Annotated in this window: 14 protein-coding genes; 12 read left to right on the top strand and 2 right to left on the bottom strand. The window is 40.4% G+C overall.

Annotation, left to right across the window (positions count from 1 at the left end; translation table 11 throughout):
- The first annotated feature begins 37 nt into the window (after positions 1 to 37).
- Positions 38 to 607: an O-acetyl-ADP-ribose deacetylase gene (locus F959_RS01300; protein ID WP_004876683.1), complete on the top strand. Its 570-nt coding sequence runs from the start codon at positions 38 to 40 to the stop codon at positions 605 to 607.
- A gap of 40 nt (positions 608 to 647) precedes the next feature.
- Here F959_RS01300 and F959_RS01305 read toward each other — a convergent pair whose 3' ends face one another.
- Positions 648 to 2549, bottom strand: coding sequence for an ATP-binding cassette domain-containing protein (locus F959_RS01305; RefSeq protein ID WP_004876685.1), 1902 nt, complete (start codon positions 2547 to 2549; stop codon positions 648 to 650).
- A gap of 32 nt (positions 2550 to 2581) precedes the next feature.
- On the opposite strand from F959_RS01305, the gene F959_RS01310 reads away from it, so the two are divergent.
- Positions 2582 to 2827 (top strand): SlyX family protein, encoded by a 246-nt coding sequence (locus F959_RS01310; protein ID WP_004876688.1) that lies wholly within the window; start codon positions 2582 to 2584, stop codon positions 2825 to 2827.
- 54 nt (positions 2828 to 2881) lie between these two features.
- Here F959_RS01310 and F959_RS01315 read toward each other — a convergent pair whose 3' ends face one another.
- Complete coding sequence (locus tag F959_RS01315; protein WP_004876691.1) at positions 2882 to 3892, bottom strand: zinc-binding alcohol dehydrogenase family protein; 1011 nt, start codon at positions 3890 to 3892, stop codon at positions 2882 to 2884.
- A 99-nt stretch (positions 3893 to 3991) separates the two neighbouring features.
- Between F959_RS01315 and F959_RS01320 the strand changes: the two genes are divergently transcribed.
- From F959_RS01320 to F959_RS01365, 10 genes are all read left to right on the top strand, one after another.
- Positions 3992 to 4354, top strand: a complete 363-nt coding sequence (locus F959_RS01320) for a winged helix-turn-helix transcriptional regulator (protein WP_004876693.1) — start codon at positions 3992 to 3994, stop codon at positions 4352 to 4354.
- A gap of 154 nt (positions 4355 to 4508) precedes the next feature.
- The gene (locus F959_RS01325) at positions 4509 to 4958 is read left to right on the top strand and encodes a hypothetical protein (RefSeq protein WP_004876695.1); all 450 of its coding nucleotides are present in this window, start codon (positions 4509 to 4511) and stop codon (positions 4956 to 4958) included.
- A 33-nt stretch (positions 4959 to 4991) separates the two neighbouring features.
- Entirely contained in the window at positions 4992 to 7631 is a 2640-nt protein-coding gene (gene topA / locus F959_RS01330) for a type I DNA topoisomerase (RefSeq protein WP_004876697.1), read from the top strand.
- 89 nt (positions 7632 to 7720) lie between these two features.
- Positions 7721 to 8479, top strand: a complete 759-nt coding sequence (locus F959_RS01335) for a hypothetical protein (RefSeq protein WP_004876699.1) — start codon at positions 7721 to 7723, stop codon at positions 8477 to 8479.
- Positions 8480 to 8659: 180 nt separating this feature from the next.
- A complete protein-coding gene (locus F959_RS01340) occupies positions 8660 to 9232 on the top strand; it encodes an HdeD family acid-resistance protein (RefSeq protein WP_007478960.1) in 573 nt (190 codons plus the stop codon).
- A 126-nt stretch (positions 9233 to 9358) separates the two neighbouring features.
- Positions 9359 to 11338, top strand: coding sequence for an ATP-dependent helicase (locus tag F959_RS01345; RefSeq protein ID WP_004876703.1), 1980 nt, complete (start codon positions 9359 to 9361; stop codon positions 11336 to 11338).
- A gap of 63 nt (positions 11339 to 11401) precedes the next feature.
- The gene (locus tag F959_RS01350; RefSeq protein WP_004876705.1) at positions 11402 to 11647 is read left to right on the top strand and encodes an RNA recognition motif domain-containing protein; all 246 of its coding nucleotides are present in this window, start codon (positions 11402 to 11404) and stop codon (positions 11645 to 11647) included.
- A 6-nt stretch (positions 11648 to 11653) separates the two neighbouring features.
- On the top strand, positions 11654 to 12013 hold the full coding sequence (locus F959_RS01355; protein WP_004876707.1) for an ASCH domain-containing protein: 360 nt from the start codon (positions 11654 to 11656) through the stop codon (positions 12011 to 12013).
- Between the two features lie 73 nt (positions 12014 to 12086).
- The gene (locus F959_RS01360) at positions 12087 to 12590 is read left to right on the top strand and encodes a DUF6586 family protein (RefSeq protein WP_004876710.1); all 504 of its coding nucleotides are present in this window, start codon (positions 12087 to 12089) and stop codon (positions 12588 to 12590) included.
- A gap of 112 nt (positions 12591 to 12702) precedes the next feature.
- Positions 12703 to 12981 (top strand): hypothetical protein, encoded by a 279-nt coding sequence (locus tag F959_RS01365; protein ID WP_004876712.1) that lies wholly within the window; start codon positions 12703 to 12705, stop codon positions 12979 to 12981.
- Positions 12982 to 13015: the final 34 nt, after the last annotated feature.

Genomic DNA, 13015 nt, shown 5'->3' on the forward strand with positions numbered 1-13015 from the left:
TAAAAAGATAAAGCGCATGCTTTTTGTCGATAGATCAATGACTACAAAACGGGAGCAAATCTTGAAAACGATAAAAATAATCAAATGTGATATTACTCAAATTGCTGTGGAGGCGATTGTGAATGCAGCCAATACTTCTCTCTTAGGCGGTGGCGGTGTGGATGGTGCCATTCATCGTAAAGGTGGCGCAGCGATTTTGGCAGATTGTCAAAAAATAAGAGCAAAGCAGGGAGGTTGTGCTGTTGGTGAAGCGGTGATGACGACAGCGGGAAATTTGCCTGCGAAATATGTCATTCATACCGCTGGACCGACTTGGGTCGATGGACAGCACGATGAGGCTTTATTATTGGAAAATGCTTATTTGAATAGTTTTAGATTGGCTGAAAGCTTGGAACTTAAATCTATCGCTTTTCCAAATATTTCAACAGGTATATATCGTTTTCCTAAACAGCTTGCCGCACAGATTGCATTTACAAGCATTGCTGATGAGCTTAGAAATGGACGAAGTGTAGAAGAGGTTATATTTGTTTGTTTTGATGATGAGAATTTTAATATGTATCAAGTAATCAAAAATGCACTGAAATTAGATGACATTGCAGTAATTTAAATCGAGCACCTATCTCAATGATAGGTGCCTGATGATTTAATTATCCTTTAGATGCGTTTTCTAACTCATCCCAACGCTCTAATTTTTCTAGCAATAATTCTTCGATTTCTGCTAAACGTTGACTTGCTGAAGTTGCGGCATTCGCATCCGAAACAAACCATGAACCATCTGCTAATTTTTCTGATAGTTCAGTTTGTTCAGTTTCTAGTTTTTCAATCTCAGCTGGAAGTTGTTCTAACTCACGCTGATCCTTATAACTGAGTTTTACTTTTTTCGGTGCAGCTGTTGCTGCCGCAGCTTCAGCTTTGGCTTGTGCTTTTTTTACATCACTTTTTTGATCTACGACTTTCTGATCTGGGCGTTGCTCCAAGTAATCTTGGTAACCACCGATGTACTCGTCAATGTTGCCTTTACCATCGAATACCCATGTTGAAGTCACGACATTATCCATAAATGCACGGTCATGCGAGATCAGTAATAGCGTACCTTTGTATTCTGAAAGTAATTCTTCAAGCAGCTCTAAAGTCACCATGTCGAGATCATTGGTTGGCTCATCCATCACGATTAAGTTTGATGGTTTAAGTAACAGTTTCGCCAATAAAATACGATTTCGTTCGCCACCTGAAAGTGCTTTAACAGGTGTACGCGCACGCTCAGGTGAGAATAGAAAGTCTTGCAAATAACTGTAAATATGGCGGCGGTTTCCATTCACATCAACGTAATCAGAACCTTCCGAAACGTTTGCCATGACACTTTTTTCAAGGTCAAGTGCATTACGTAATTGATCGAAATAGGCGACTTCAAGTTGTGTGCCTGTTTTTACTGATCCACCGTGCTCAATTTCACCTAAGATCGCTTTGATCAAGGTGGTTTTACCGACACCGTTATCACCAACTAAGCCAATACGATCGCCACGAAGTACAATTGCAGAGAAGTCTTTAATCAATGGTTTATGATCATAGCTGACACTTAAGTGTTCTATTTCAAAAACGAGTTTTCCTGAACGATTGGCTTCTTGTGCCGCCATCGTTACTTTGCCTTGCTGCGAACGACGAGCTTTAGATTGTTCACGTAGGTCTTTTAATGCGCGAACACGTCCCTCATTACGAGTACGGCGCGCTTTAATGCCTTGACGAATCCATGCTTCTTCTTCTGCTAGCTTTTTATCAAATAAAGCATTTTGTTTTTCTTCTGCTTCCATTTGTTGTGCTTTAAGTTCGAGATAGCGTGAATAGTTACCTTCGTAACCACGCAAAATACCTCGGTCAAGCTCCACAATACGTGTTGCGATGCTGTCAACAAATGAACGGTCATGCGAAATGAATAGTAATGTGAGATTGTTTTGATCGAGTAAGAATTTTTCTAACCATTCGATACTTTCAACGTCTAAATGGTTGGTTGGCTCATCGAGTAGTAATACATCTGGTTGAGTCAACAGGGCGCGTGCAAGTAGTACACGGCGCTTACGACCACCTGAAAGGTCTGCTAAATCGGCATTTGGGTCAAGTCCCATTTTACCTAAGATGGTATTCACTTTGTTTTCAAGCGCCCAACCATCAAGCTGATCGAGTTTATGTTGCAACATACCCATACGATCGCAGGCTTCCATATCGCCGAGTACGCAGGCATCACTTGCTTCATGGTATTCTTTGAGTACTGTTGCAGCTTCGCCTGCGCCGTCAGCAACAATATCAGCTACTTTGCCTGAATCCATTGGCACATCTTGGGCTAACATTGAAACAGTTAAGCCATTTTGAATCGAAACTTCACCCGTATCGGGCAATAAACTTCCCTCAATCAGTTTTAATAAAGTAGACTTACCTTCACCATTACGGCCAATCAAACAGACTCGCTCGCCACGTTCTAGATTAAAGTGCGCGCCGTCGAGTAGGGCAGGTCCGCCAAATGCGAGATGGACATCCCTTAAAGTAATATAGGCCATAATGTTTCCTAAAAGTTCAGATGAGGTCTGAAATGACTAAACAACATAATTTTGATGATCACGCGTCATTTTCCGCACCCATTGAAGATTTGCAAGTCCGAATTGCATTTTTAGATGATTTAGTTGAACAGTTAAATCAACAATTGGCAATTCAGACCAAAGAAATAGCTGATTTAAAAAAACAAATGCAAATTTTGTATCAACGTGTTGAAGCATCCGATTTATCTGAAGGAATTGTACCTTTTGATCCGATGAGTAATAAACCACCGCATTATTAATATATGGCAAGCGTGAAACTTGCCATATTTTGTCTTTTATTTGACAGTTTAATATTAAAAACCATGCAGTACGATTTTACCTTTCGTTGAGCCACTTTCGATTTGTAGATGTGCTTGTTTGAGGTTCTCTGCATTAATTGGAGATAAAACTTGGGTTACTGTGGTTTTAATTTTACCAGCATCTACAAGTGTTGAAATTTGATTAAGCAGCTCACTTTGTTTGATCATATCTTCAGTTTGATACATTGAGCGTGTGAACATAAATTCCCAATGAATCGACACTGACTTTGATTTAAAGGGCTTAATGTCTAATTGCTCAGGGTCATCAATCAAGCCGAAATGCCCTTGAGGGGCGATCAGTTGTGCAATATCAGGTAAATGTTGATCGGTTTGAGTGGTTGAAAATACATACGTTGGTGCATTTAGACCGAGCTTGGTTATTTGCTCTGCTAAGGGTTGACGGTGGTCTAAAACAAAATCTGCACCGAGCTGTTTGACCCATTCGGCTGTTTCAGGACGAGAGGCAGTACTTATAATTGTTAAATTAGTTAATTGCTTGAGCAGTTGGATAGCCATTGAACCTACACCACCAGCACCACCAATCACCAAGATAGTAGTATTTAAAGGTGATGAAGTCGGTACTTTTAAACGATCAAACAACATTTCCCATGCAGTGATTGCCGTCAAAGGTAAGGCCGCTGCTTCAATAGTATCGATCGACTTTGGTTTATGACCAACAATACGTTCATCCACTAAATGCAATTCGCTGTTGCTACCTTGACGATTCAGTGCGCCTGCATACCAAACAATATCTCCAACTTTAAATAATGTTACTTCCTCGCCGATAGCTTTGACGACACCGACAGCATCCCACCCTAAAACTTTCCATTGATTGTGTTCAGGATTTACGTTGTGACGAATTTTGGTATCAACTGGATTTACAGAAACTGCTTGAACGCGAATGAGTAAGTCATGACCTTGTGCGGTTGGTGCATCAATTTCAATATCAATGAGCGCACTTGTAGATGAGATAGGACTTGCTTTTTGATATGCCACAGCTTTCATGATGGTGATTCCTCTTGTTCGGAATTTGAGCTTAGCGTAAGCTTAGATTATGTGACTACACACAAATAACGCTCATAGTGTCAAAAAGGATACTGTTGTATGGCAAAAGCACGACATTCGAGTTTTGATTGCTCACCTGGTTGTTCTGTTGAAGCCGCCATTAGCTTGATTGATGGAAAGTGGAAATGCGTTATTCTCTGGCATTTATTAAATGAAGGTACATTACGGTTTAACGAAATTCGAAAACGTATTCCTTCTATTACACAGAGAATGTTGACCAATCAACTTCGTGAGTTAGAACAAGATGGCATTATTCACCGTGAGGTCTATCCTCAGGTTCCCCCTAAAGTTGAATATTGTTTAACTGATTTTGGCCATAGTTTAGAGCATATTTTATTGGCTCTAAAAAGTTGGGGAGATGCTCATATTGATCAGTTCGGTAAAATAACTTCAGTTGAATAAAATAAATCGAAGTAGTTATAGATGATGAAGTATCATTTTATATAAATAGATCGATTTCTAGTTTATAAATGAATTGAGTAATATTTTTAGGTTGTAACTTGCCTTTTTTATTCAACTTATGTAACGCTAATAAAAGGATGTTTTGGGCGACATTATGAGTAATATTGGAATTTGGATAACGGTTGCGATTGTACTTTTTGTACTGGGTTCAATTTTTGGCTTGCGTGTAAGTCCGAGAGAAAAGGCACTAGGATTAATGCGTGATCAAGCACGAAAAATGGGACTACATCCGCGTTTAATTGTTGCTCCAGAATGGACAAAAGTTCCAATGGCTTCAGAAAAACGTGCCAGCATGGTGGCTTATTATAGTGTGCTAATTCCAGATGCACGCTTAGCGCTGATGCGAGCAAGAGTGGTTGATGGCAAGCTACAAGTGGTGCAAGGTGATCAGAAATTTAATGATTTACCCATTGCATTAACAGGAGTTTATGCTATTGATATGCAGGCTAACTGTGTCGGGCTTTATTGGGATGAAGAAACAGACCTGAGAGCGACACAGCTTGACGATATGAAAGCTTATTTACATGAATTGGCGAAGCGCTAATTCTTTGATTGATCATAGGAATTTTTTTTAATTATGGCGAATACCCCACGCTCTGCTTCAAAAAGCACAGCAGCTTCAACATCTGCTGCAAATAAACGTGCCTTAGTGATTGTGGAGTCGCCTGCAAAAGCGAAAACCATTAATAAATATTTAGGCTCACAATTTGTTGTGAAGTCATCGGTCGGTCACGTACGTGATTTACCTACAGGTGGCGGTGCAAAATCAACAGAAAAGAAGCCAGCTACACGAACCAAGCTCACAGAAGAACAAAAAGCTGAGAAAGCTCAAAGTGCATTGATCAACCGTATGGGGGTTGATCCTGAACATGATTGGATTGCACATTATGAAGTGCTTCCAGGTAAAGAAAATGTTGTTGCTGAATTAAAAAAGCTCGCTAAAGATGCCGATGCCATCTATCTCGCAACGGATTTGGATAGAGAAGGGGAAGCAATCGCTTGGCATTTGCGTGAAGTGATTGGCGGTGATGACAGTCGTTACCATCGTGTTGTATTTAACGAAATTACCAAAAATGCGATTCAAGAAGCGTTTAAACAGCCAACACGTCTTGATTTAAACCGTGTAAACGCACAACAAGCACGTCGATTCCTTGACCGTGTTGTTGGTTTCATGGTGTCACCACTATTGTGGGAAAAAATTGCGCGTGGACTTTCAGCAGGACGTGTTCAGTCTGTTGCGGTGAAACTGGTCGTTGAGCGTGAACGTGAAATTCGTGCATTTATTCCAGAAGAATATTGGCAAGTCTTTGCAGACACCTTGTCTAAGAAAGATGACATTCGTTTAGAAGCCGTTCGACAAGCAGGTAAAACGCTTAAGCTTAAAAATAAAGCTGAAACTGATGCATTACTCAATGTATTAAAAGACGCAGAATATAAAGTTGCGTTACGCGAAGATAAACCGACTAAGGTAAACCCAAGCGCACCTTATATCACTTCAACCTTACAACAAGCAGCCAGTACACGCTTAGGTTTCTCTGTAAAGAAAACCATGATGCTTGCGCAACGCTTGTATGAAGGCGGTTTTATTACTTATATGCGTACTGACTCAACCTTTTTGAGTGATGACGCTGTGAATATGGTACGTAATCATATTCAACAAAGCTTTGGTGACAAATACCTACCGGCGAAACCAAATCGTTATGGCAATAAAGCAGGCGCACAAGAAGCCCACGAAGCAATCCGTCCATCAGATGTAGTTTTGACGGGTGACAAGCTTGCAGGCGTAGAACGTGATGCTCAGCGTTTATATGATTTAATTTGGCGTCAATTCGTTGCGTGTCAAATGACACCAGCTGAATATTTATCATCAACTTTAACAGTTGAAGCGGCAAATGTTGAATTGAAAGCCAAAGGTCGTACTTTAGTGTTTGATGGCTTTACCCGCGTTCGTGGTGCCAATAAATCTGATGATGATATTTTATTGCCTGCGGTAAAAGTGGGTGAAGTGCTTAAGCTAGAGAAGCTTGATCCGAGTCAACATTTTACTAAACCACCTGCACGCTTTACTGAAGCATCTTTGGTGAAAGAGTTAGAGAAAAAAGGCATTGGTCGTCCATCGACTTACGCTGCGATTATCTCGACGATTCAAGAACGGGGTTATGTAAAGCTTGAAAACCGTCGTCTGTTTGCAGAAAAGATGGGTGAGATCGTTACTGATCGTTTGGATGAAAGTTTTAACAACCTGATGAATTATGCTTTTACAGCAGATTTAGAAGGACAGTTAGACCGCGTTGCGACAGGTGAACGTAATTGGAAAGAGTTACTCGATACATTCTACGGTGATTTTAAAAAGCGTTTGACCAATGCACAGGGGGAAAACGGTATGCGCCGTAATCAGCCTGTTGAAGTTGCAGATGTGCCATGTCCTGAATGTTCGCGTCCAATGCAAGTCCGTACAGGAACGACAGGTGTGTTTTTAGGATGTTCTGGTTATAACTTGCCACCAAAAGAACGTTGTAAAGGTACGCTCAATTTAACCCCTGTAGAATCTTTAGCAGCATTATCAGATGATGATGGTGCAGAAACTGCAGACTTAATGTCCAAACATCGTTGTCCTAAGTGTGGGACGGCAATGGATAGCTATGTGGTTGATGGTGGTCGTAAACTTCATGTCTGTGGTAATAACCCTGATTGTGATGGCTACGAGCTTGAAGAAGGCGAATTCAAAATCAAGGGTTATGATGGCCCAACCATTCCATGTGATAAATGTGATGGTGAGATGCAGTTGAAAACAGGTCGTTTTGGTCCATACTTCGCTTGTTCTAGCTGTGATAACACGCGTAAGGTATTGAAAAATGGTCAGCCTGCGCCGCCGCGTGTTGACCCAATCAAAATGGAACACCTGCGCTCAACCAAGCATGATGATTTCTTCGTTTTACGTGATGGCGCAGCGGGTCTATTCTTGGCGGCAAGTAAATTCCCGAAAATTCGAGAGACGCGTGCACCAAAAGTTGCGGAGCTGCGCAGTGTTGCAGATCAGCTCGATCCTAAATATCAATTCTTATTGCAAGCGCCTGATGTTGACCCAGAAGGAAATGCAACTGTAGTGAAATTTAGTCGTAAGAACCAAGCACAATATGTAGGTTCTGAAACAGCAGAAGGTAAGCAAACCAAGTGGAGCTTAGTTTTCCAAGATGGAAAATGGGTGGAAGGCTAAAGTAGAAATATTCAAAAAATGCTAGCAACTTGCTAGCATTTTTTATAGAACAAAATTAAAAAATCAAGTGTTGGGTGGGGAATTTAAAAATGTGGAAAAATATCCGAGTAGCATGTCTATTGGTCGTGCTTTTGATCGTTGCAGTAAATGCATATCGCGATCAAAATCAAAACTGGAATCAACCCATTAATATTCTTTTACACCCGATCAATGCAGATGGTTTGGCTTCAACACAACAATATATTCAACAATTACAGTCAGCTGACTTTGCTGATGTAAAACAATATTTAGAAGAAAATAGTCGACAGTATCGTGGGCAAAGTAGTTATTTCATGATTCAAATTGGGCGAGAGCTACACACAGTGCCCCCACGAATGTCCGAACAACCAAGCATTTTGAAAAATATCTTATGGAGTCTCAAGTTTCGCTATTATGCTTGGAAGCAACATCAATCTATTGATGGATCGCCGAGTTTAACCTTATATCTCAATTATTATGATCCGAAGCAAACAAGAGAATTAAAACACTCTACGGCATTAGAAAGAGGACGAATTGGATCAGTCAATTTATTCGCATCACAAAAACAAGTCGAGCAGAACAATGTCGTTTTGGTACATGAGCTGCTCCATGGTTTTGGCGCAACGGATAAATATAATTTAAATACGGGTGAACCTATTTTTCCAATTGGCTATGCTCAAGCGGATAAACAGCCTTTGTATCCGCAGACTGAAGCTGAAATCATGGGTGGACGTATCCCATTATCAGCGCAAAAAAGCAAAATGCCGCAGAACTTAGAGCAGACCGTGATCAGCGTAATAACTGCACAAGAAGTAGGCTGGATTAAATGAACTGTGGATAAATCTGGACTTATCCATATTATTTAAAATGATTGCTACAAAATAAAAAAACTGAAATAAAACACAGATTTTTCTGACATTCCGTCATTAATTCTCAACATGCCTTATACAGAATTCACCGTAAAAGGCGCTCAATATATAAATATAACATTGATGATAAAAGAGTAAATAATGATGAAAACTGTGGGTAATGACCTCATTCGTAATCAGCTACATGCTGATCGTAAGTGGTATCTGTTATTAGGTGTCTTATTGGTCGTTTTTGGTTTGGTTCTTTTAGCGGCGCTGCCATTTGCAACATTATCTGCCGTACTTTTATTCGGTGTACTGATGATGTTGGGTGGTATTTTACATTTTGTCGCTGCATTTATGGTGTTTAAAGGCGGTACACGTTGGTTATGGGCCTTGTTTGGTGTTTTATACATCGTGGCGGGTTATTTTGCGTTTACTACGCCTGTGATTACCGCGGTCGTACTTACCAGCTTTTTGGCCGTTGCTTTGATTATCGCGGGTATCATTCGTACGGTGAATGCTTTTATTCTCAGACCGATTTCTGGATGGGGTTGGGTGTTATTTTCAGGTATCTTGACGCTACTAACAGGTATTTTAATTCTGTCATCGCCAGATTCACCTTTCTGGGTATTGGGTATGTTTCTTGCGATTGATATTTTATTCCAAGGGATTAATTATTTGACCTTTGCTAGTGCCATTAAGCAGCTTCCTCATAGTTCTACTACTATTTAAATATTTTAAATATTCAGATCGCCTCAGAGTATGTGTTTACATGCTCTTTTTGTTTTTAGGTACTCCGAAACATATCGAGTGTCTGAGTCTGTTAAAATAACGTTTCGTTTATAACTGATCGATTTTATGACGCTTGCCAAGCTAATTGATGAACTGAATCCACAACAGAAACAGGCTGCAACAACCACTGTGCAAAACTGCTTGGTCTTAGCAGGAGCAGGTTGTGGTAAAACCAAAACGATTGTGGCAAGAGCAGCGTATTTAATTGATCAGGGACTACCTGCGCAACAGATTCAAATTCTGACATTTACCCGCCGTGCAGCGAGTGAAATCATTACGCGTGTTGAGCAACATATGGGTGAGCAGGCTAAGGGCTTGCGTGCATCCACTTTTCATACTTTTTGTATGTATCTGCTACGTCGTAATCCACGCGCTTTTGGTCTTACACAATTTAGTATCATTGATCGTGATGATCAATTGCTGATGTTCCGATTATTACGTGGTAAAGATAAAGGTAATGTGCTGCCTAAAGCAGCAGAGCTATGTGATTTGTATTCGTATGCACGTAACACTAAAACCAAACTCTCGGATGCTTTAGTTGAACAACTGCCACAGGCAGTAGAGTATAAAGCACAAATTACTGAACTGATGAAAGCTTATGAGCAGCGTAAGCAAGAGCGTAATTTTCTAGATTATGATGATATCTTAGCGATCGTTGCCGTACACCTACAAAATTCATCTGAGTTAGTGAAATGGGTCACTGGTTTTTGTTCAGCACTTTTAGTCGATGAAATGCAGGATACCAATCCATTGCAATGGGCGTTGTTACAGCCTTTAGTCGGGAAGGTTAAATTGTTTTGTGTAGGTGATGATGCACAGTCAATCTATGGGTTTCGTGGTGCTGACTTTGAAAATATTCATCATTTCAAAGCGCGTGTTCCTGATGCCGAAGTGCTTACATTGGAAATGAACTATCGCTCAACTCAAGGTATTTTAGACTTATCCAATTGGTTGCTTGATCAAAGCCAAATTGGTTATGACAAACATTTACAAGCCTATCGTGGTAAAGGCTTAAAACCTCAACTGCATATCTTGAGTAATGAGTTTGAAGAGGCAAATTGGATTATTCAAGATCTAAATCGTCGTCATCTACAAGGGGCAGCTTGGGCTGAACACATGGTGTTATTGCGTTCGGGCTTTAGTGGGCGATATTTGGAAGGTGCGCTGATTGCAGCAAATATTCCCTATCGCTTCATTGGTGGTGTGAAACTACTTGAGTCGGCGCATGTTAAAGATGTTTTGAGTCTGTTGCGTGTCAGCGTCAATCCACAGGATGATTTGGCTTGGATGCGTTTTCTCACGCTTTGGGATGGGGTGGGGGATGTCGGTGCAAGTAAGTTAGCACAAGAATTGATTCAGCTACCTGATATAGAGGCGCGTTGTCAGCGTTTAGAACGACATGGCAAAGTACCACAACAAGCCATTTTGATCTTGATGCAATTGGATGTGTTACAACAGCATGTCGAAGCTTGTATTGGCTTGGCCTTAGATGCATTGGCTGAGCAATTGGAAAATAATTATAAAACCAAAGATTGGTCTCGTCGTGTTAAAGACTTCGATTTGGTCAAACAATTGGCGCGTAAACATAGTGCTTTAGGTGAATTTTTAGAAGAGTATGTACTTGATCCAATTTCTATTTCGGAAATTGATAAAACACCTGATCAAGACCTTGTCACACTGATTACCATTCATTCAGCCAAAGGTGCGGAGCAGAAAGTTTGCTATGTTCCTCATGTCTCTCCAAATCAGTACCCACATGCCAGAGCACAAGGTGATTTTGATGACGTAGAGGAGGAGCGACGCGTCCTGTATGTTGCATTAACTCGCGCTGAAAATGAATTAATTTTGACCAAGCAGAATCTGAATGTATGGTCACAGGATCAATACGATGAGTTAGGGCGAAAAATAGAAAGTTATTTTTTAAATGATTTGCCTCAGCATTTGGTTGATGTTCAGATTCATCGAGATATTCCTCGTGCTTATGGACAAGCTAATCGTTCTCGTTCGACGACAATCAATTTAGGTTTTGGGATAGATTTCGATTAAACTAGTTCAATTCAATCGTTGTTGATTCACAGACAAGTTCGTGAATCCTTTTTAGGTTTTAGTATGAAAATTTTAGTTCGTAATTTAGATCGTAGCGTGACCGAAGCAGAAGTGCTCGACTTATTTAAGACCTATGGGAAAGTTGATTCTTGCGTTGTCGTAAAAGATGCTGATACGGGTAAGTCTAAAGGTTTTGGCTTTGTTGAAATGTCGAATCCGCGTGAGGCGGTTAAGGCTGTAAAAGGTTTAAATACTTTGAAAGTTAAAGGCGCTGGTATCCGTGTAAAAATTGCGGAAGATAAAGCCTAATTTTTTATGTTAAAGCAATATCAAGCTTTATCAATTGTTGCGCCAAATGGTGGGCGAATTGCACAAGGTTTAAAGACGCTTGAAATTCGCTCATGGCAACCTGAATATCTACCACTTAAAAATCTTGTAATTGTAGAAAATCAGAGTTTCTTGTTAGCAGATGGTGAAGAGGAAATCGGTCGAGCTGTTGCTTTGGTGGATATTGAGTCCGTACATCTTTGGACAGAAGATGAAGTGAATGCAGCATGTGCTTCATCTTGGGCAGTGGGATATTTTGCTTGGGTAATCAGCAATGTACGACCATTTTCACAGCCAATCGAAACCATAGCGAAAAGAAAACTTTATCGTCTTGAATTGAAGCTCTAAGTGCTATTTGTTTCATCGCTAATTCGCTTTACAATCAATCAAGATTTAAATGAAATGAAAAAAGGGATTTATTATGTCTCGTGTTGCTCGCTACCATGCCGATCGTACCAATCAAAAACTCTATTTTGCTCGACTCGCATGTCAACAAGCGGAGCAGACTGAGCATATTCAACAGGCTCAAGCATACCGTGAAGCAGCTGTATTTCATTTGCATGGCGCAATCTTAGCGTTCTTGCAGGAGTTAGTCCGTTATTACCGCTTAAATGACTTACAACCGACATTTAAATCGGTTGAAGAGCATATGGCAGATAAAGGACAGGTTTCGCCTGAAATCGTTGTTTTACAGCAGTTAGCGAAAGATGGTTTTGTGGCAGAGTTGAAACGTGCTTATCGTATGTGTCAATATGCACCTGAGCCGACTGCACCTGAACCAGAAAGTGAAACGTCTTCAAATCTCATTATTAAGGTTACTCAGAGTCCACAAGCGTGGTTGCCAGATGCCAAAATTCTACGTGAATGGCATCGTGAATTGAGCCATCTGATTGATGGTTTCCGTAATGAAATGGTCGAGTTCTAAGTTGAACAATTCAACCACTTGAAATTTAAGCAAGCAGTACACATATAAATAAGACGTGAGATCGCAAAGTACAAACGTGCTTTGCCACCATGTTGAAACATGGAGAGAATATATGTCAATGCAACAGTTAAAAGAATTGTTTGGTAATCAAGAAGCCGTTTTAGAGCTTGTTCAACTCGAAGGTGGTGAGCTTGCTTTGCGTAATGCTGACTCTGAAAAAGAGCCATTGGTGAAAATTCAGTTTAGCGATGAAGTTAAAGAAATCTTAGGAGATCAAACTCCATCAGTTGCTCAGCATATGATTCAAGCTGCTTTATTTGGTTTGTTGGAAAAACAAATGAATCAATGGCAAGCAGAAGTGCTGGATGAGCAGCCAGCTCACTTAAGTTAATTGCATAAAAAAAGCGTACTACAGTACGCTTTTT

The sequence above is a fragment of the Acinetobacter venetianus RAG-1 = CIP 110063 genome, from assembly GCF_000368585.1.
GTDB lineage: Bacteria > Pseudomonadota > Gammaproteobacteria > Pseudomonadales > Moraxellaceae > Acinetobacter > Acinetobacter venetianus.